We start from the raw sequence: 19633 nt of genomic DNA, 5'->3' as shown, positions 1-19633 counted from the left end.
GTCAGAAGTTGAAGTAGATGAAGGCCGACACGCGGCTGAAATTGAGCATCACGAACACCAGGGCCGCGCCGACGGCATAGCCAAGCATCCAGCCGCGCCACTTCCAGTTCTGGAGCCAGGCGGCGATCTCGAGGCTGTTGGGCGCGAGCTTGACGATCAGCAGGCCCGCGGCGATCCAGGCGAGCAGCAGCGCCGGGGTCTCGGGCACGTGCGGCGCGAGCGCGGCGTAGGAGCCGAAGCCGTGCAGCCCTACCGCGCCTTCGATCAGCCGGATCGCGCTCTCGATCGTGGTCGCGCGGAAGAACACCCAGGCGAGCACCACCGCGACGAAGGTCACAAGCCAGGCGAGGAACGCCCCGCCCGGCACCGAGGGGATGCCGAGCCGCGTGCGCAGCGCGTTCCAGCCATGGTTGATGACGAGATACACCCCGTGCAGCGTGCCCCACAGCACGAAGGTCCAGTTGGCGCCGTGCCACAGCCCGCCGAGCACCATCGTCGCGAGCAGGTTGAAGTAGCGCCGCACCGCGCCGTGGCGGTTGCCGCCGAGCGAGATGTAGAGATAATCGCGCAGGAAGTTGGACAGGGTGATGTGCCAGCGCCGCCAGAAATCGACGATGCTGCGCGACTTGTAGGGCGAGTTGAAGTTGATCGGCAGATCGACGTTGAACAGCTTCGACAGGCCGATCGCCATGTCGGAATAGGCCGAGAAGTCGAAATAGAGCTGGAAGGTATAGGCGAGCGCCCCCACCCACGCCTCGGTCATGGTCACCGTGGCCCCGCCCTGAACGGCGTTGAACACCGGATCGGCGTAGAGCGCGAACTGGTCGGCGATCAGCACCTTCTTGAGCAGGCCGATCACGAAGATCGTCATGCCGAGATTGATGTTGGCGATGTTGAGCCGGTAGGTTTCGGGCCGCCCGAATTGCGGCATCATCTGCTTGTGGTGCAGCACCGGCCCCGCGATCAGGTGCGGGAAATAGGTGACGAACAGCAGATAGTGGACCGGGTTGTACTCGCGCGCGATGCCGCGATGCGCGTCGACCAGGAACGCGATCTGGGTGAAGGTGAAGAACGAGATGCCGAGCGGCAGCACCACGTGCCACAGCGCCCAGTCGAAGCCCGCGAGCGCATTGGCGGTGCCGATGAAGAAGTCGGCATATTTGTAATAGCCGAGCAGCGCGAGATTGGCGGCGACCGCGAAGGCGAGCAGCGCCCGCCCCCTGCCCGTCGGCGCGTCATCGACCCGCGAATGGGCGATGGTGTAGCCCATGACGTAGTTGAAGCCGATCGAGCCGAGCAGCAGCACGACGTAGCGCGGGTCCCACCAGCCGTAGAAGAACAGCGAGGCGAGCGCGAGCCACAGCGCCGCGCCGCGCCGGCTGAAGCGCGCGATCGCGAAGAAGCCGGCGAACACCACCGGCAAATAGAGCAAGATGAACTCGTAGGAATTGAACAGCATGCGTCAGCCGTTCGCGCTCATGCTGGCCGGGGCCGCGCGCAAGTTCAGGCCGCTTCCGGCAACGCGTTGCGGCGGATCACGTCGAACGCCTCGGGATAGCGGACGCGGAACGTGTCCTCCATATACTGGAGGTTGAGGATCAGCCGGTCGCCCTTGATCGGCCGGGTGCCGCGATGGAAACCGAAGGTGTTCTCGGCAAAGGTATAGCCGGCCGGGCCCTTGACCTTGTGCAGCCGCGCGGTGCCGATCGCCGCCTCGATCTCCTCGTTCGAATAGCGCGCGATCGGGCCGAGCCGGATCGGCATGCTGTTGTGCGACTGGAGATAGACCTCGTGGTGCCCGCCATCGATCTCGACATCGGTGAGGAAGGCGAAGATCTTGAGGAAGCGGTAGCTGTCGATGTCGCGGTGCCAGGCGAGCGCATCGTCATAGCCGCCGATCACCTTGCGCGGCTGCTCGAAGCTGACCAGCGCGTCGATCGAAGCGGCGGCGACCATGCGCGTCTTGTCGAGACCGAGGAACTCGGCGGCAAGCTCGACGAAGCGGTCGGACAAGGCGACCTGAGTGATCGGGCAGTCGCTGCGCCCGGTGGCGAGCAGCCCGCGCGGGCGCTGGATGCGCTCGGCACGATAATGGTCGAGATAGGCGGCGAGGTTGCGATAGTCGCGGCCCTGCTTGAGGTCGACATTGCGGCAGAAGTGGCTTTTCAGCGCCTCGACCCGGTCGTCGGGCAGCGGCGCCAGCTCGGCGAAACCGACGCTGCTCAGGCTTTCGAGCTCGGGATGCTCGGCCGATGTCCGCTTGCGGTCCCAGCTACGGAAGAAGCCGAACGGGGTGAGCAGGCGCATCGCGAAGAAGTTGAGCGCCTCGGGCACCGGCTGGCGCAGCTTGACCACGCCATAGCCAAGCTCGCTGGTCGCGAGCCAGACATGCCCGGCGAGGCGTTGCAGGAACTTGAGCACGCAATTCCCCCAATCGGTTCAGGGTCCAAAGACCAGAGCGCTCCGGGCCGGTCAAGATTCGGCCGCGCGACCGCCTAGCGCAGTGACTCGTCGAAAAACAGGGCCGTTGCGTTGACCTGCATCGAACGCGCCCCTAGCGCGCGGCGATGAGTCGACCGGGGTGCCGCCGCGCATGAGAATTCGCCAGCTTCTGAGGGCAAGCGCGCTCTACGGCATCGCCGACATGCTGGTGCTCGGCGTCAGCGGCTTCCTGCTGCTTCCGCTCTATACCCATGCGCTGAGCCAGGCCGACTTCGGCGGCTATGTCATCGTCAAGACCAACATCGAGCTGATCGGGTACCTGATCCAGTTCGGGCTCCTGTCGGCGGTGGGACGGCTCTATTTCGACCATCGCGGCGGGGGCGAGCCCGGCCGCTACATCAACTCGATCCTGATGTTCGCGCTGCTGGTGATCGCCGCGGCCGCCGGCATCGCCGCGGCGGCGGGCGATCCGTTGTGGCGGCTGGTGTCACCGGGGACGCCTTCGCGCCCCTATCTCTGGTATGCGCTCGGGATCGCGGCCCTGACCTTCACCGCGGGCCTCGGCTCGCTGTGGGTGCGGCTCGACAACCGCGTCAATCTGTTCGTCGGGATCCAGATCACCGCCGCGGCGATCGTGACGGTCGCGGCGTTCGTCGCGCTCGAAGTGCTGCATCTGGGGCTGCCCGGGCTGCTCGCCGCCTTCGCGATCGGCTACCTTCCCGCGACATTGGTGCTGCTGTGGCGGATCGGCGGCGACCTCGCCCCGCGCATCCGCCGCGCCGACCTGCTTCCGTCGCTGCACTACGGCCTGCCCTTCGCGGTGAGCTACATCGCCTTCTTCATCCTCAACCGGTTCAGCGTGCTGACGCTGCAGCGGCACGTGACGCTGGAGGACATCGCGATCTTCGGCCTGGCGCAGCAGCTCGCGCTGGTGATCACCGTCGCCTCGCAATCCTTCGGCAAGGCGATGCAGCCCGCAGTGTTCGGCGCGACGCCCGAGGCGGCGCCCGAGATCCTGCGCCGGTCGAGCCGCCTGTTCATCCTGCTGATCTTCGGCGCGGCGAGCGGCGCGGTGCTGTTCGCGAGCGAAATCATCCGCATCGTCGCACCCGCCGGCTATCTCTCGGGCCTGCCGGTGCTGATCGTGCTGCTGGTCGCGGCATTCGTCTATTCGTTGAGCCTCGTCTCCAACACCGCGCTCGAATATCACCGCCGGCCGCGCACTTCGGCGGCGATGTCGGTGCTGGGCGCGGTGATGTCGGTGGTGCTCGGTCTCGCGCTGATCCCGCCTTATGGCCTGCTCGGCGGCGCGGTGGCGACGCTCGGCGCCTATGTCGCGATGACGCTGTTCAGCCACATCATGGCGTGGCGGATCAGCGGGCAATCCTATTTCGGCGAACTGGCGATGGTCACTGCGGCGCTGGCGGGAATGGCGCTGCTCGCCGCCTGGCCGGGCTGGGGCGGGATGCACGTCGTGCTCGCAGGGGCGATCAAGCTCGCCATCATTGGCGCGGTGTTCGCCGCGCTGGCGGCGGTCTATGTGCCGAACCGCTTCCGCCAGGCGATCGCGCGGGTTCGCGGCGGTACCGGGAAGGCGTGACCTGCAATCCTCCCCCGCCAGGGGGAGGTGTCAGCCGCAGGCTGACGGAGGGGGCGGATTCCAGAACATCGGCCGCTCGCTTCCTCCCCCTCCGTCGCGCTTCGCGCGCCACCTCCCCCTGGCGGGGGAGGATTAAGGGCCCGCTATCGTCGTTACTTGCGCAGGAAGTTCTCGAGGATTCGCAGGCCTGCCGGGCCGCTTTTCTCGGGGTGGCACTGGAAAGCGGTGATGTTGTCCTTCTCGACCGCCGCGCACACCGCGAAGCCGGCATAGTCGGCCTCGGCCAGCCGCCGCGCGGGATCGTCGGGCACGCAGTTGAACGAGTGCACGAAATAGGTCGAGCTGACGCCCGGCTCGGCGCCGTCGAGCAACGTGTCTTCCCAGCCGTTGCGCCCTTCGGGCACCAGCAGCGGGCTCCAGCCGATATGCGGCACCTTGCGCGTGCCGGCATCGTCGCTCGCCGGGATCGCCGCGACATGGCCGGGGATCAGCCCGAGCCCCTCGTGACGGCCGAATTCGAGGCTGTAGTCGAACAGCAGCTGCATGCCGACGCAGATGCCGAGGAACGGGCGCCCGGTGGCGGCGAATTCGAGCACCGGGTCGGCGAGGCCGGTCTGGCGCAGGGTCGAGATGCATGGCTCGTACGCGCCGACGCCGGGCAGCAGGATGCGGTCGGCGCGGGCGATCTCGCCGGCGTCGCTGGTCAGCCTGGCCTCGCCGCCCGCCTTCTCGATCGCGCGCGACACGCTGTAGAGGTTGCCGATCCCGTAATCGACGATGTGGACGACGCTCACGCGGCAATCTCCGTATCGCGGCGCACGCGCAGCCCCGCGTCGATCGCGGCGGCGCGGATCGCGGGCAGCGACATGCGGTTATAGTGAAGGATGTCGGCCATCGCGACCGCGTCGGCGCCATGCTCGACCGCCTCGACCATGTGCTGGGTCGAGCCCATGCCGCCCGAGGCGATCACGGGAATCGGCACGACCTTGGTCACCGCCTCGATCAGCGCGGTGTCGAAGCCCTTGCGCGTGCCTTCCTGGTCGACCGAGGTCAGCAAGATCTCGCCCGCGCCGAGCTCGTAGCCGCGGCGGCACCATTCGACGACGTCGACCCCCGTGAACTCGCGGCCATTGTCGGTGAAGGCTTCCCACTTGCCCGCGCCGCTGCGCTTGGCCTCGATCCCGAGCACCATGCACTGCGAGCCGAAGCGCTGGGCGATCTCGGTGATCAGCTCGGGGCGGCGGATCGCGGCGGTGTTGATCGCGACCTTGTCGGCGCCGGCGCGCAGCATCGCGCGCACGTCGTCGATCGAGCGCAGGCCGCCGCCCACGGTCAGCGGCACGAACACGTCGCGCGCCGCCCGCGCGACGATGTCGCCCAGGCTGTTGCGGCCATAGAGGCTCGCGACGATGTCGATATAGATCAGCTCGTCCGCGCCCTGCTCGTAATAGCGCCGGGCATATTCCTGCGGATCGCCGATGACGCGCAGCCCCTCGAGGTGGATTCCCTTGATGAGGTTGGGACCCTTGACGTCGAGCCGCGCGATCAGGCGGGTGTTCCTCATGCGCGCTGGTCCGTCCGTCCCCAGGGCGTGTGGCGCAGCTTCCACTCGCCGTCCTCGACCTTCCACAGATGCGGCGAGCGGAAGCGGTCGACGGTCTCGAACAGCTCCTCGCGCGTCATGCCGACATAGTCGAGGAATTCCTTCTCGTAGCGCGCCGGATACTCGCCCTCGTAGCGCTCCATGAGCGCCAGGCCCTCTTCCTTGGTGATGTGGTGGTTACGGATCTCCTGGGCGGAATCCATCATCGTGCGGCCGACGCCGAACTTGATCCAGCGGGTGTAGTAGAAGAAGCCGTCGACCTTGTCGTCGAGGCTGTTGTACTTGGAATAGGTGCCCTCGGTGCGCACCGGATTGGCCTCGAACCCGGTATGCTCCACCGCGTAGTAATACGCTTCCTGCGGCACCCAGCGAACGTAATAGCCGAGATATTTCCAGTCGATGCCCTTCTCGATCAGGACCTCGTTCTCCATCGGGAGATAGCTCTTGAGGTCGACCAGCGGCACGCCCTCCTCGAGATACTCGCCGATCGACTTGCCGCCGAGCAGCATGTCGCGCACGTCGCGGCCGCGATAGTAATCGAGCTGGAAGCCCTCGCTCTCCGCGTCCTTGCCGGCGGCGTAGCTCGAGGTCTTGTGACTGATCTGCTCGCCATATTCGCCCGGCATCTCGCCATAGAAGATCAGCGGGATGTTGAGCTTGGCCGCCATCTTGGCGACGAAGGTCTTCTGGCCGAGGATGAACGGCTGGAACGGGTGGAGCAGGTTGATCGTCGCGTTGCGCGTGAGCAGGCGGTGGATCTTGCCGTTTGGCGTGAACAGGTAATTGTCGAAGCCGCCGACGTGCAGCCAGTTCTGGAAGTTCTTCCAGCCGATGTCGGTGTAGAGATGCGGCGACCAGGTCACCGTCAGCGGGTTCATGCCGTATTTGTACTTGAGCAGGTGGGACTGCATCGCGCTGTCCTTGCCGCCGCTGCCGCCGACGATACAGTCGTAGCTGCCGTCGTTGCGGCGATAGCGGTCGCACAGCTCGATCAGCTCGCGCTCGCGCTCGTCCCAGTTGATCTCGGCCTCGTTGGCCTTGAGCTCGTTGAAGCGGCAGGCGTGGCACACGCCCTCCTCGTCGAACTGCATCGTCGTCTTGGTCGAGCCGGCGCCGTGCGCATATTCGTTCGACGACATCGGCTGCTGGTTCGACATGTTGCACTTGACGCAGAAGCGCACCTCGCGCGGCAGGCCGTACAGGACCTCGAGCTGGTCATCGGGACGCTCGTAGCGCGACAGATCAACGCTGGAACTCGGGCCAATCTTCATGGGGAAACCTCTTTGCGTCTAAACGGGCGTCAGGCGGGTTCGTGGTTGTTGCGCGCCTGCTCGAGATCGGCAGGACGCCCGACGTCGAGCCAGGGCTCGTGCATCGGGTAGACGATGGTGCGGTCCGATCCGGCCTGGAGCCGCTCGAACAGCGTCGGCATGTCGCAATGCTGATGGGTTTCGAGCGCGTCAAGCGCGCGCGGCTCGATCACGTAGATGCCGGCGTTGACATGGCTGCGATAGACCGGCTTCTCCTCGAAGCCGATAATCTCCATGCCGCGGGTCTTCACCACGCCGAACGGATGCTGCCATTCGTGGCTGCGCACCGCCATCGTCGCGGCAGCGCCCTGGCGCTCGTGGAAGTCGAGGATCTCGCTGTAGCGCACGTCGGTGAGCACATCGCCATTGGTGACGAGGAAGGGATGCTCCGGGCGCGGCGAGAGCAGGCTGAGCGCGCCGCCGGTGCCGAGCGGGGCATTCTCGCGCAGATAGTCGATGCGCACGTTCCAGCGGCTGCCGTCGCCGAAATAGTCCTCGATCATGTGACCCAGATAATGGATCGCCAGCACGAAGTGGCGGAAGCCCTCGCCGCTCGCGCGCTGGATGATGTGCTCGAGCATCGGCTTGCCGCCGACAGGGAGCAGCGGCTTGGGGCAATTCTCGGTATGAGGGCGAAGGCGCGTGCCCTTGCCGCCCGCCATCACCACCATGGTGTTGGGGCGAGCGCTCGGCGTCGACTGAAGCTCGTCCCATACGTGCAGGCCGACCACACGGCGGCCGGCATCGACGATCGGCAGCTGGTGGATCTTGTTGGCCTGCATCAGCTGCAGCACCATCTCCTGCTCGAGCGTCGGCGGGACCACCAGCGGGTCGCCATGCACGATCGGGGCGACCGGGTCGCTTAGCTGGACGCCGCGCAGCAGGCCGCGGCGGATATCGCCGTCGGTCACCGTACCGAGCAGCCGGTCGCCGGCGTCGACCACCATCGCGATCTGCAGTCCCGATTCATCGAGGCAGCGGATCGCGTCCTGGACGCTCGACTCGTGCGGAAGCAGGCAGGCGCGCCACTGCTCGGAAACCATCGTCTATCGCTCCCCGGTATCCGTTGCCAAGGCAATGTCGTGAAACGACTTTTTGAGCAATCCCGACAAAGGATGCCGGCGCAGCACGTCGAGAATCGCCGTGGTAGCGCCGCCGGTGCCATAGGGATTCTCCACCCCTGCCAGCCCCTTGCGGAAATCGTCCGAGAACAGCCGTTCCAGGGCCGCCTCTATCGCGTCTTGTTGCGGCGCACAATCGATCACGCTCGCCGCCTTGAGCCGACCGGCCTGGCGATCGCCGATATTGACCGTGCCGATTCCGAAGCTCGGCGTCTCGATCAGGCCGCTCGACGAGTTGCCCACCACCCCATCCATGAGGCGCATGCAGGAGAGATAGCGAAGCTGGCCGAGCGAGGTGAAGACTCGGGCGTTGTCGCGCGCTGCGACGAAGCGGTCGACCATCGCGGCGAGTTCGCGCCCGCCCGTGTCGGCATTGGGCATGGTGAAGAGGAGATGGGTCTCCGGCCCCAGCGAATCGAGCGCGTCGAGCAGCGCCTGCATCTGCGCCGTGGTCTCGCCCGGCTCCAGCGTCGGCGGGTGGAAGGTCACCATCAGGTTGCGTTCGCCGAACTTGAGGTCGAGCTGCGCCTCCAACTCGGCGCGGTCGAGCAACGGGAGCCCCTTGATCGCGTCGATGCCGAGCCCGCCGACCAGGAACACGCGCTCGGGCGCCTCACCGAGCTGGATCACCCGGTCGCGATAGGGCGCCGCGGCGGTGAAGTGCAGGTGCGACATCTTGGTCACCGAATGGCGGATCGCCTCGTCGAACGCGCCCTCGGTGGTCTCGCCGCCATGGATGTGCGCAATCGGGATGCCCGCGACCAACGCCGCGGACGCCGCCGCGAGAATTTCGAACCGGTCACCGAGCACGACGACGAGGTCGGGCTTGAGCCGCGCGAAGGCCTCGGCAAAGCCGATCATGCCGAGGCCCATCGCCTTGCTCACCCCGACCGGGGTGTCGCTGCTGAGCAGGATCTCGACCCGCTCGTCGATCGGAAAGCCGTCGGCCTCGATCTCGCGCCACGTCAGGCCGAACTCGGGCGAGAGATGCATGCCGGTGACGGCGAGCTGCAGCTCGAACGCATCGTCGTCGCGCAGGCCCGCGATCAGCCCGCGCATCAGGCCATATTCGGCTCGGGTCCCGGTGACGACGCAGATGCGGCGCGCGCTCACAGCTCGATCAGCTCGTCGGCCGCGAAGGCGCGGTGGGCGGTACGGCCGACCACCTCGTCCCAGCGCATCGGCGAGATACCAGTGCCGGGGCGCTTGGCGGTGAGATTGTCGGCGCCGAACGCCTCGCCCGCGGCGATGGCACGCGCGGCGACCAGCGACTTGCGGGCGATGGCGCGGTTCTTGGCCTCGCTCGGGCTCGGACGCTTGATCCCGTCGCCGGCCACCGCCTGCTCGATGTTGCGGATCGCCCGGACCATGTGCGCGAACTCGCCGGGCTCGAGGCTGGCGCGGTGGTCGGGACCGGGCAGGTTGCGGTCGAGCGTGAGGTGCTTCTCAATCACCGTCGCGCCGAGCGCGACCGCGGCGATCGGCAACTCGATCCCCATCGTATGGTCCGAATAGCCGACCTCGACCCCGAAGGCGGCGGCGATGTTGCGCATCGCGGGCAGGTTCACGTCCCGCATCGGCGTCGGATATTCGGTGTTGCAGTGGAGCACGGTAATGCGCGCGCGTTGGACGCCGCCCACTTCCAGCACGCCGATCGCAGCTTCGATATCGGCCATGTCGGCCATGCCGGTCGAGAGGATCACCGGAAGGCCCTTGCCCGCGATATGTCGCAGCAGCGGCAGGTTGGTAATCTCACCCGAGGGAACCTTGATCCGGTCGATTCCCAGCTCGACCAGCATGTCGAGGCTGTCCTCGTCGAACCCGGTCGAGAAGAAGTGGATGCCGGCATCAGCGCATTCGGCGACCAGCATGTCGTGATCGGCGCGCGACAGCTCGAGCCTGGCGATCATCTCCTGCTGGCTCTCGCCGGTGCCGGTGGTTTCCTTCTGGTAATCGGCCTTGGGGGCATGCGCCGCGGTGATCTTGCTCGCCTGGAAGGTCTGGAACTTGACCATGTCGGCACCGGCATCAGCGGCGGCGCGGACCAGCCGGCGCGCCAGAGCCATGTCGCCATTATGGTTGACCCCGGCCTCGGCGATGATGAGCGTCTTCAACGAATCTTCCTTGCTGGCACACCGACATAGACCGCGTTGGGCTCGCAGTCGCGGATCACCGCGGCGCCCGATCCGACCATGGTCCAGGCGCCGATCTCGAGCTTGCGCGTGTCGCTACCCTGATTCACCGCCGCGCGCACCCCGATCAGGGCGCCCTCCCCGATCCGGACGTTGCCGGCGATAGACGCGCCGGGCGACAGGTTGGCGAAATCGCCCAGCTCGACATCGTGCGAGACGGTCGCGGCGAGATTGACGATGCAGAAGTCGCCGAACGCGACATTGTTGGTGAAGCGCGCGCCGGCGAACACCACGGTCCCGGCGGCGGCCTCGACCGCGGCGCGCGAGCCTCGACCGAAGCTGGTGTCGGGATGGATCAGGCTGGGGAAGCGCAGCGTGCCGCGCAACCGCCGGGCGATCGCGGCGCGGGTGCGGTTGTCGCCGACGCCGACGACGAACGCCTCGTCCGCCGCCCGCGCGAGCGCGGTTTCCTCGTCGACGATCTCGTCGTCGCGGGTCCAGCTCGCGATGATGGCGGGGTCGCGCGTCACGAACACGGTGCGGTAGCCGAGCGCGTCCGCGATGTCGGCGACGTCGCGCGCCTGGCCGCCGGTGCCTAGGATGAACAGCGGCGGCATCAGCCCTCGCCCCGCAGCAGCATCTCGGCGACGCGCCAGTCGAGCGGGGTGTCGATGTCCACCGAGCGTTCGGCGGGCATCGGATAGCCGCGCGTCTCCGCGCTCAGAAACCCGCGCGTCTCGCGCAGCCACGCGGTGCGCGCGAAGTACATCGCGCCGTTGAGCGCATAGACCGGGGGCAGGTCCTGACGCCGTGCCACTTCGGGCACGGGCATTAGCGGCGCGAGCCGTGCGCTGGCATCGAGCCGGTACATCCAGTTGGGGTGATCCTCGGGCTCGCACACCGACACCACCGCCGGGGCGTCGGTCTGCGCGGCCAGCGCGAGGATGCCGTCGATATCCGCGGTCGTGCGCAACGGCGAGGTGGCCTGAAGCAGCAGCACCGCGTCATAGGCCGGCAGCTGGTCGATCGCGTGGAGCACGGGGTCGATCCCCGGCGTCTCGTCCGCCGCCAGCTTCGCCGGGCGCATGAACGGCACCTCGGCGCCCCATTCGCGCGACACGGCGGCGATCTCGTCGTCCTCGGTGCTCACCACCACCGCGTCGATTCCGGGCGCGGCACGCGCCGCCTCGATCGTCCAGGCGATCAGCGGCTTGCCCGCGATCTCGCGGATGTTCTTGCGCGGGATGCCCTTGGAGCCGCCGCGTGCCGGGATGAGGGCGAAGACGGCCATCGACTCAGTCGGCCAGCTTCGGGCTACTCGGCAGGTTGATCACCGCCGCGGCCAGCCCCTCCGCGACGCTCACATCGGCGCGCGGGCAAGCCGCGTACATCGGCAGCCGGTGCATCAGCGTCCAGAGCGGGCGCGACATGTAATCGGCGTCGTTGAGCACGCCCAGCACCGCCTCGTGCGCATCGGCCTGCGCCGGATCGAGCACGATTGTGTTGAGCCAATAGTTGCTGACGCACTGCGCGGGCTCGACGAGGAAGCGTACGCCGGGCACCTCGGCAAAGGCGGCGGCGTAACGGTCGGCGAGCTTGCGCTTGCGCTCGATCATCCCCGGCACGCGCTCGAGCTGGGCGCAGCCGAGCGCGGCGTTGAGGTTCGGCAGGCGGTAGTTGTAGCCCACCTCGTCATGGATGAAGTTCCAGCGGTGCGGCACGCGTGCGGTGGTGGTGAGGTGCTTGGCATGGCGGCCGAGCTCGGGGTCGTTGGTGAGGATCGCCCCGCCCCCGCCGGTGGTCATCACCTTGTTGCCGTTGAAGCTCAGCGCGGCGATGCGGCCGACATTGCCGGTGTGGCGGCCCTTGTAATAGGAGCCGAGCGATTCCGCGGCATCCTCGACCAGCACGATCTTCCAGCGCGCCGCGACCTCGGCCAGCGCGTCGAGATCGCACGGGTGGCCGAAGGCGTGCATCACCACCAGCGCGCGGATCGTCGCGCCGGTGCGGCGGTTGACGCAGCGGTCGCCCGACACCTCCGCCACCTCGCGCAGATGCGCGTCGAGCGATTCCGCATCGACGCCGAGGGTGCGCGCTTCCGAATCCACGAAATGCGGCGTGGCCTGGATGTAGGAGACGGCGTTGGCGGTGGCGATGAAGGTCAGCGTCGGGAGAAGCACCTCGTCGCCCGGCTCGACGCCCGCGAGCAGCAGGCAGATGTGCAGCGCCGCAGTGCCATTGGCCGTCGCGATCGCGTGGCTTGCGCCGGTGAAGTCGGCGAGATCGCCCTCGATCCGGTTGACGTAGGAGCCCACCGACGAGACCCAGCCGGTGTCGATGCATTCCTTGACATAGGCCCACTCGTTGCCCGCGAACTCGGGCTCGTGGAGCGGGATCATGCCGTTGGGCGTGCCCAGCACCTGCCGCATGGCGCCGAGGATGTCCTGGGCGATCGCGGGGGTCGGTTCGGTCGGGGCAGCGCTCGCCATGCGGATCCTCAGATATTGTAGATGTCGGTCTTGTAGCGCGCGAGGTTCGCCGGGTCGCTGAACCAGGCGATGGTCTCGTCGAGCCCGCGGCCAAAGCCCTCGCGCTCGGCATATTCCGGCGCCCAGCCGGTCAGCTCGCGCGCCTTGGCGTTCTCCGCCCACAGCCGCTCGACCTCGCTCCCGTCGGGGCGCATGCGCTGGTCCTCGCTGACGATGCGGACCTCGCGGTCCATCCGCTCGGCGATCAGCGCGGCGGTGTCGCCGACCGAGATTTCGTAGTTGCTGCCGATGTTGATCACCTCGCCCAGCGCCCTGTCCGACTCCGCGACCGCAACGAAGCCGCGCACCGTGTCGCGGACATAGTTGAAGTCGCGCGTCGGGTGAGTGGCGCCGAGCCGGATCTCGTTCGCGCCCGCGGCGATCTGGGTGATGATCGTCGGGATCACCGCGCGCGCCGACTGACGCGGGCCATAGGTGTTGAACGGGCGGATCGTCGCGACGGGTGTGTCGAACGACAGGAAGAAGCTCTGCGCGATCTGGTCGGCGCCGATCTTGCTCGCCGAATAGGGCGACTGGCCCTGCAGCGGGTGCTCCTCGGTGATCGGCACGAAGCGCGCGGTGCCGTAGACCTCGCTGGTCGAGGTGTGGACGACGCGCTCGACGCCGAGGTCACGCGCCGCCTGGACGACGTTGAGCGTGCCCTTGACGTTGGTGTCGATGTACGTGTCGGGCGAATGGTAGGAATAGGGGATGGCGATCAGCGCGGCGAGGTGCATGACGACGTCGCACCCTTCCATCGCCTTGCGCACGCCGTAAGGGTCGCGGATGTCGCCGGCGAAGACGTCGAGCGACTTGCGGATCTCCGGCTTCGAGGTGTCGAGCCAGCCCCAGCTGTTGAAGCTGTTGTAATAGACGAAGGCGCGCACGTCGGCGCCCTGCTCGACCAGATATTCGGTGAGATGCGACCCGATGAAGCCGTCGGCTCCGGTAACGAGAACACGCTTGCCGCTCAGTTTCACGATCTGCCCCTCGATAGAACAATACGGCGGCGCCCTACGATCCCGTCACACCGGCGACCCGTCCGCGGCCAGCGCATTAACGGTGACGCCGATTTTCCGCAACGCGGTAACATCCCGTTTTTCTACCGTTTGGGAGGCGCGTACCAACGCAGTGACCTTGTGGATAACTACGAATCGGAATAGGGGACCGCGCACAGATCGGCTGAGTCGGCTCAGGTTCAGGGGCAACATGAATTACAGCCACAAGACCGCACAATGGGGGCTCAACTCGGCCAAGCCATCCAGCAAATGGCGGGCGGCCAGCGGAGTCGGCAACGCCCGGCTGATCGCGGGCCTGTTCCTGCTCGACATCGCCTGCATCGCCCTGAGCTTCCTCGCGGCGGGCGAGCTCTACGGTACCGTCGGCGTCACCCACAACACCGGCTGGATCCTGATCGCGGGGATCGTCATCCCGATCTACCTGGTGAGCGCCAGCAACCTCCACGCCTATTCGGTCGATGCGCTCGAGAACCGCTTTCTCAGCATCACCCGCTCGGTGCGCGCCTTCCTGACGGCGTTGTGCATCGTCATCCTGGTCGCCTTCGTGCTCAAGACCAGCGCGCAATTCTCGCGCCTGACGCTCGGTTTCGGCGCGGGCCTGTCGGTGCTGAGCCTCGCCGTCGGCCGCTATGGCTTCGCGCATTTCCTGCGCCGCTCGCGCGGCATGGCGATCCATTCGACCGTGCTGATCTGCGACGCCGGGCAGCAAGTGCCGGAGGGCGACTTCTCGGTGCTGATGGCGGCCGATTTCGACCTCGACCCCGACAAGCACGACCCGCTGATGTACGACCGGCTGTCCAAGGCGCTGGGCAGCGCGGACCGGGTCGTGGTGGCGTGCCGTCCGGAGCGCCGCATCGCCTGGGCGAGCGCGCTCAAGGGCGCGAACATCCAGAGCGAGATGCTGATCCCCGAGCTCGCCGAACTCGCCCCGCTCGGCGTGGCGCGCCATGGCCCGATGCCGACGGTGATCGTCTCCACCGGTCCGCTCGACCTGCTCGACCGCGTGATCAAGCGCGGCTTCGACGTCGCGGTCGCGGGATCGGCGCTGGTGCTCCTGTCGCCGCTGTTCCTGGTGGTCGCGGCGCTGATCAAGCTCGACAGCGACGGCCCGGTGTTCTTCAAGCAGGTGCGCATCGGCCGCGGCAACAAGATGTTCAGCATGCTCAAGTTCCGCAGCATGCGCGTCGAGACGCTCGACGGCGCGGGCGACCGCTCGACCAGCCGCGACGACGATCGCATCACCAAGGTCGGCGCGTTCATCCGCAGGACCAGCATCGACGAGCTGCCGCAGCTGATCAACGTGCTGCGCGGCGAGATGAGCATCGTCGGCCCTCGCCCGCACGCGCTGGGCTCGCGCGCGGCGGACAAGCTCTTCTGGGAAGTCGACCAGCGCTACTGGCACCGCCACAGCGCCAAGCCGGGTCTCACCGGGCTCGCCCAGGTACGCGGCTATCGCGGCGCGACCTTCCATGAGGACGACTTGACCAACCGGCTGCAGGCCGATCTGGAATATCTCGATCACTGGACGATCTGGCGCGACATTCAGATCGTGCTGATGACCTTCCGCGTGCTGCTCCACCGCAACGCGTTCTGAGGCGTCAGCGGCGGCGTTCGCGCAGCCGGTCGAGCTTTTCCCGCAGCGCCGGGTCGGTGCGGAATGCCGCGATGAGATGGTCGGTCCTGACCTTGCGGCCCGCCGAGGTCAGGTGCAGCGGGCTGTCGCAGAAATCCTTCACGACGGCATTGAGGGCGAGCGGCTCGGGCGCCCCGACCACCGGCGCGATCCGGGCGAGACCGCGGACCAGCAAATGGCGATAGGGCTGCCAGTGCCCGCGCTCGCGTTCGTGGATCAGCGTCCAGGATTCGGCGAGGACCGTGTCGCCGCCGCGCGCCTTCACGCTCTGCACGACTTCGCGGCTGCGCGCGAACATCGACTCGGGCGGCATCGATTCCGGCGCATCGAGCGGCACGCGGTTGCGCAGATTGAGCTTGCAGGCGACCGCGCTGGCATTGGCGTCGCGCTGCCAGTCGAGCGGCACGTGCGGATGCGGATCCGCGACTTGCCCGATCAACGCGCGGTGCGGCAGGAACAGGAAGGTCGGCCACGCCGCCTCACCGCGCAGGCTGAACTCGATCGGCCCCATGCGCGAGAGCCGGTCGGCGATCCGCGCCGCATCGACCGCCTCGTCGCGCGACTGGCGCTGAGTGGAAGGCGCCATCCAGTGGCTGTTGGAATAGACGACGAGATCGCCCGGCCGCACCAGCGACGCCAGGAACTCGTTATAGACGTCCTCGCTGCCGAGCATGCTGGGCATGCCGGCATTGACCGCGGGGACGCCGAGTTCGCGCTCGACCGCGGCTGCGTCGAGCCCGAACAGGGTGCTCGACCCGCCGGCAATGATCAGCCGCGGGCCCGGTACTCGCGCGATGGCCTTGCGGACGTGCTCGATCTCGCCGCGATAGTTGACCGCCACCGAATCATAGTTGGTGCGCAGGTAGCGCGCATTGACGAACCCCGCCGCGCCGGTCGCGCCGAGCGCCAGCGCGATGAACCACAGCCGCGGGTCAGTGGCGCGCATAGACGAAGATCGCTTCGGGCTGCTGGTGCGCGAGCAGCAGGGTGAGGACGAGGATCGCCGCCATGCCCGGCAGCGTGCGAAACAGGCGATAGTCGAGCGTGCCGTAGCGCTTCGCGCTCAGCGCCTCGAGCGCGATGAAGATCACGCCGAGCGCCACCGCGATCGCGGGCAGTTGCGGGATGGTCGAGGGCCGGACGCTCGCCAGCGCGGCGAAGCCGGCGCGCCAGGCGTCGATGCTGCCGAACGCGGCGAGCTTGCCCGCCAGCCGCCCGGCATTATCGTCGATATAGAGCAGCCGCACGAAGATCAGCAGCAGGATGATCGAGAGGTGCGCGAGCAAGGACGGCCAGCGACGCTTGGAGAGCACCACGACATAGAGCCAGAAGACGAAGGCGTGGATGATGCCCCACAGCGCGAAATTGAAGGTCGCGCCATGCCACAGCGCGGAGACGAAAAAGACCGAGGGCGCCAGCAGCCGAGTCTTGATCGCGCGCTCGCGCAGCGCCTCGCGCGCCGGATAGTAGATATACTGGCGCAGCCACTGGCCGAGGCTGACGTGCCAGCGGTGCCAGAAATCGCGGATATTGGGGGCATAGAGCGGCTGGCGGAAATTGTTGGTGAGCTCGATCCCCGCAATCTTGGCGAGCCCCACCGCCATGAAACTGTAGCCGGCAAAGTCGAAATAAATGCGCAGCTCCGCGACCGTCGCGACCCAGAAGGTGGCGATCGGGTTGGCGGTGTCGAGATCGATGAACTCGACCAGCGGGTTGCCGATCACGAACTTCATGAACACGCCGAGCAAGGTCCAACTGAACCCCTCCCACACCCGGTCGAGGGTAAGCGGCGGCACGCGGTTGACGATGCGGTCAAGATCGATCGCGCGCTCGAGCGGCCCGCTGTAGAATTTGAAGCCGAGCAGGATGAACAGGAGATAGTCGAGGAAGCGCGGCCGCGCGATCTCGCCGCGCAGCAGGTCGGACGCGACGCCGGAAACCTGAAGCGCATAGAAGCTGATGCCGAGCATGATCGGCAGCTGCCCTTCGAGCGATTCGGCGAGGCCGGTGAGCGTGCTGAGCGCGCCGGTCATGTTGGCGGCGATCAGCCCGAGCATGATCGCGGCGACGCAGGCCGATCCCGCGCGGCGGCGGGCCACCGGCTCCTTGAGCCGGATGTCGAGCGCGACGATCACGCCCCACGCCACGGTGATCAGCGCCAGGATGAACAGCGGGATCTGCCACGCGCCGGCAATCGCCCAGATCAGCGCGATCGAGCCCGCGAGCAGGACGAGCTTGGACCAGAGCGAACGCGTGCCGGCCGGAACCGCCCCCTGCCCCGCAACCGCATTGGCCACGGCCGTCGCCATCAGGCGGTGCGGGTCCCGACCAGCCGGTCCATCACCACGCCGAGCGAGTCCTGCCAGCGCGGTGCGCGCCAGCCGAAGGTCTTCGCCATGCGCGTGCAGTCGAGCCGCGAATTGGCCGGACGCGTCGCGCGCGTGGGATAGCCGCTCGACGGGATGCCGGTCACTTCGGCTGTAGGACCGCCGCGCTGCGCGCTCTCGGCGAAGATCGCGCGGGCAAAATCGGCCCAGTGCGTCTCGCCGGTGCCGGCGAGATGATAGATGGCATTGCCGCCGCGTCCGTTCTGCAAGCCCGCGACCACCGCCATGATCCCGTCGGCGATGTCGAGCGCGCTGGTCGGGCAGCCGAACTGGTCCTCGACCACGTTGAGCGCATCGCGCGTCTCGGCGACGCGCAGCATCGTCTTGACGAAATTGGCGCCGAACGGGCTATAGACCCAGGCGGTGCGCAGGATCGCATAGGTCGCGCGCGACGCCGCGACTGCCTGCTCGCCCACGAGCTTGGTCGCGCCATAGACGCCGAGCGGGGCGACGCGATCGTCTTCGCGCCACGGCCGGTCGAGCGATCCGTCGAAGACATAGTCGGTCGAGAAATGGATCACCGGCGCGCCGAGCTTCGCGGCGGCACGGGCGAGCGCGCCCGGCCCCTCACCATTGACCGCCATCGCCAGCTCGGGCTCGTCCTCGGCCTTGTCGACCGCAGTATAGGCGGCGGCCGAGATCACCAGTTCAGGATTGACCGCAGCAACGGTGCGCTCGATCGACCCGGGATCGGCAAGATCGAGGTCGGGCCGCCCGGCGAACACCAGCTCGTGCGCGCCATGGCGCTCGGCGAGACTCTGCGCGACCTGGCCGTCGCGGCCGGTGACGAGGATCTTCACGCGGTCTTGCCGAGCCGCTCGCCGGCATAGCTGCCCGAGCGGATCGGCTCCCACCACCAGCGATTGTCGAGATACCAGTCGACCGTACGCGCGAGGCCCGTGTCGAAGCTCTCCTCGGCCTTCCAGCCGAGTTCGCGCTCGATCTTGGTCGCATCGATCGCATAGCGGCGGTCGTGGCCGGGGCGGTCGGTGACGAAGGTGATGAGCTCGCGGCGGCTGCGACCGTCGGCCAGCGGCACGCGCGCGTCGAGCACGTCGCAGATCGTCTCGACCACCTGGAGGTTGGTGCGCTCGTTGCGCCCGCCGACATTGTAGCTCTCGCCGACCGCGCCTTTGGTCAGCACCAGCTCGAGCGCCTTGGCGTGATCGTCGACATAGAGCCAGTCGCGGACGTTCTCGCCCTTGCCGTAGACCGGCAGCGGCTTGCCCTCGAGCGCGTTGAGGATGACCAGCGGGATCAGCTTCTCGGGGAAGTGATAGGGTCCGTAGTTGTTCGAGCAGTTGGAGAGCACAACCGGCAGCCCGTAGGTCTCGTGCCAGGCGCGGACGAAATGGTCGCTCGCCGCCTTGGACGCGGAGTAGGGCGAGGACGGCGCATAGGGCGTGTCCTCGGTGAATATGCCGCTGTCGAAGGGCAGGTCGCCGAACACCTCGTCGGTCGAGATATGGTGAAAGCGGAAGCCGTCCTTCTTCGCCCCTTCCAGCCCGCGCCAATATTCGAGCGCGGCGGAGAGGATGCGGAAGGTGCCGACGACATTGGTCTCGACGAACGCGCCAGGGCCGTCGATCGAGCGGTCGACATGGCTTTCGGCGGCGAGATGCATGATGCCGTCGACCTGCTCCTCGCGCAGCAGCGACAGGATCAGCGGCACGTCGGCGATATCGCCCTGCACGAATCGATGGTTGGGGGCGTTCTCGATCGCTTTCAGGCTCGCCGGGTTGCCGGCATAGGTCAGCAGGTCGAGATTGACGACGCGCAGGCCCTTGCGGACGAGGTGGCGGACCACCGCCGAACCGATGAAGCCGGCGCCGCCGGTGACGAGAATGGTCCGCATCTG

General features: G+C 67.4%; 18 protein-coding genes. 2 read left to right on the top strand and 16 right to left on the bottom strand.

Going from position 1 to position 19633, the window contains the following annotated elements:
- Position 1: 1 nt before the first annotated feature.
- A complete protein-coding gene (locus tag ABDV68_RS01390) occupies positions 2 to 1459 on the bottom strand; it encodes an MBOAT family O-acyltransferase (protein ID WP_343517852.1) in 1458 nt (485 codons plus the stop codon).
- Between the two features lie 44 nt (positions 1460 to 1503).
- A complete protein-coding gene (locus tag ABDV68_RS01385; protein WP_343517851.1) occupies positions 1504 to 2421 on the bottom strand; it encodes a hypothetical protein in 918 nt (305 codons plus the stop codon).
- 172 nt (positions 2422 to 2593) lie between these two features.
- On the opposite strand from ABDV68_RS01385, the gene ABDV68_RS01380 reads away from it, so the two are divergent.
- Positions 2594 to 4042 carry a polysaccharide biosynthesis C-terminal domain-containing protein gene (locus ABDV68_RS01380; RefSeq protein WP_343517850.1) on the top strand — a complete coding sequence of 483 codons (1449 nt, stop codon included), beginning with the start codon at positions 2594 to 2596 and terminating at the stop codon, positions 4040 to 4042.
- Positions 4043 to 4194: 152 nt separating this feature from the next.
- On the opposite strand, the gene hisH is transcribed toward ABDV68_RS01380, so the two are convergent.
- From hisH to ABDV68_RS01330, 10 genes are read right to left on the bottom strand one after another with little or no spacing between them, the layout of a single operon-like run.
- Complete coding sequence (hisH, locus tag ABDV68_RS01375; RefSeq protein ID WP_343517849.1) at positions 4195 to 4836, bottom strand: imidazole glycerol phosphate synthase subunit HisH; 642 nt, start codon at positions 4834 to 4836, stop codon at positions 4195 to 4197.
- On the bottom strand, positions 4833 to 5606 hold the full coding sequence (locus ABDV68_RS01370) for an imidazole glycerol phosphate synthase cyclase subunit (RefSeq protein ID WP_343517848.1): 774 nt from the start codon (positions 5604 to 5606) through the stop codon (positions 4833 to 4835). Before ABDV68_RS01370 ends, hisH begins: the two co-directional genes overlap by 4 nt.
- Positions 5603 to 6916, bottom strand: a complete 1314-nt coding sequence (locus tag ABDV68_RS01365) for an N-acetyl sugar amidotransferase (RefSeq protein ID WP_343517847.1) — start codon at positions 6914 to 6916, stop codon at positions 5603 to 5605. The genes ABDV68_RS01370 and ABDV68_RS01365 overlap by 4 nt, the downstream gene beginning before the upstream one ends.
- A gap of 29 nt (positions 6917 to 6945) precedes the next feature.
- On the bottom strand, positions 6946 to 7998 hold the full coding sequence (locus ABDV68_RS01360; protein WP_343517846.1) for a nucleotidyltransferase family protein: 1053 nt from the start codon (positions 7996 to 7998) through the stop codon (positions 6946 to 6948).
- Positions 7999 to 8001: 3 nt separating this feature from the next.
- Positions 8002 to 9189 carry a UDP-N-acetylglucosamine 2-epimerase gene (gene neuC, locus ABDV68_RS01355; protein ID WP_343517845.1) on the bottom strand — a complete coding sequence of 396 codons (1188 nt, stop codon included), beginning with the start codon at positions 9187 to 9189 and terminating at the stop codon, positions 8002 to 8004.
- A complete protein-coding gene (gene neuB, locus ABDV68_RS01350) occupies positions 9186 to 10190 on the bottom strand; it encodes an N-acetylneuraminate synthase (protein WP_343517844.1) in 1005 nt (334 codons plus the stop codon). The genes neuC and neuB overlap by 4 nt, the downstream gene beginning before the upstream one ends.
- Positions 10187 to 10825, bottom strand: coding sequence for a hypothetical protein (locus ABDV68_RS01345; protein WP_343517843.1), 639 nt, complete (start codon positions 10823 to 10825; stop codon positions 10187 to 10189). Before ABDV68_RS01345 ends, neuB begins: the two co-directional genes overlap by 4 nt.
- Positions 10825 to 11499, bottom strand: coding sequence for an acylneuraminate cytidylyltransferase family protein (locus tag ABDV68_RS01340; RefSeq protein WP_343517842.1), 675 nt, complete (start codon positions 11497 to 11499; stop codon positions 10825 to 10827). Before ABDV68_RS01340 ends, ABDV68_RS01345 begins: the two co-directional genes overlap by 1 nt.
- A gap of 4 nt (positions 11500 to 11503) precedes the next feature.
- Positions 11504 to 12697, bottom strand: coding sequence for a LegC family aminotransferase (locus tag ABDV68_RS01335; RefSeq protein ID WP_343517841.1), 1194 nt, complete (start codon positions 12695 to 12697; stop codon positions 11504 to 11506).
- A gap of 8 nt (positions 12698 to 12705) precedes the next feature.
- A complete protein-coding gene (locus ABDV68_RS01330) occupies positions 12706 to 13716 on the bottom strand; it encodes an NAD-dependent 4,6-dehydratase LegB (protein ID WP_343517840.1) in 1011 nt (336 codons plus the stop codon).
- Positions 13717 to 13945: 229 nt separating this feature from the next.
- Between ABDV68_RS01330 and ABDV68_RS01325 the strand changes: the two genes are divergently transcribed.
- Positions 13946 to 15349, top strand: a complete 1404-nt coding sequence (locus ABDV68_RS01325) for a sugar transferase (RefSeq protein WP_343517839.1) — start codon at positions 13946 to 13948, stop codon at positions 15347 to 15349.
- Between the two features lie 4 nt (positions 15350 to 15353).
- On the opposite strand, the gene ABDV68_RS01320 is transcribed toward ABDV68_RS01325, so the two are convergent.
- The 4 genes from ABDV68_RS01320 to rfbB are packed head-to-tail and all read right to left on the bottom strand — an operon-like array spanning position 15354 to position 19630.
- The gene (locus ABDV68_RS01320) at positions 15354 to 16334 is read right to left on the bottom strand and encodes a hypothetical protein (protein WP_343517838.1); all 981 of its coding nucleotides are present in this window, start codon (positions 16332 to 16334) and stop codon (positions 15354 to 15356) included.
- Complete coding sequence (locus ABDV68_RS01315) at positions 16321 to 17697, bottom strand: MBOAT family O-acyltransferase (protein ID WP_343517837.1); 1377 nt, start codon at positions 17695 to 17697, stop codon at positions 16321 to 16323. Before ABDV68_RS01315 ends, ABDV68_RS01320 begins: the two co-directional genes overlap by 14 nt.
- The gene (gene rfbD, locus ABDV68_RS01310) at positions 17697 to 18575 is read right to left on the bottom strand and encodes a dTDP-4-dehydrorhamnose reductase (protein WP_343517836.1); all 879 of its coding nucleotides are present in this window, start codon (positions 18573 to 18575) and stop codon (positions 17697 to 17699) included. The genes ABDV68_RS01315 and rfbD overlap by 1 nt, the downstream gene beginning before the upstream one ends.
- Positions 18572 to 19630, bottom strand: coding sequence for a dTDP-glucose 4,6-dehydratase (rfbB, locus tag ABDV68_RS01305; RefSeq protein ID WP_343517835.1), 1059 nt, complete (start codon positions 19628 to 19630; stop codon positions 18572 to 18574). Before rfbB ends, rfbD begins: the two co-directional genes overlap by 4 nt.
- Positions 19631 to 19633 lie beyond the last annotated feature (3 nt).

It is taken from the genome of Sphingomonas sp., from assembly GCF_039595165.1.
Taxonomy (GTDB): Bacteria; Pseudomonadota; Alphaproteobacteria; order Sphingomonadales; family Sphingomonadaceae; genus Sphingomonas.
This window is presented reverse-complemented; position numbering and strand designations above follow the sequence as displayed.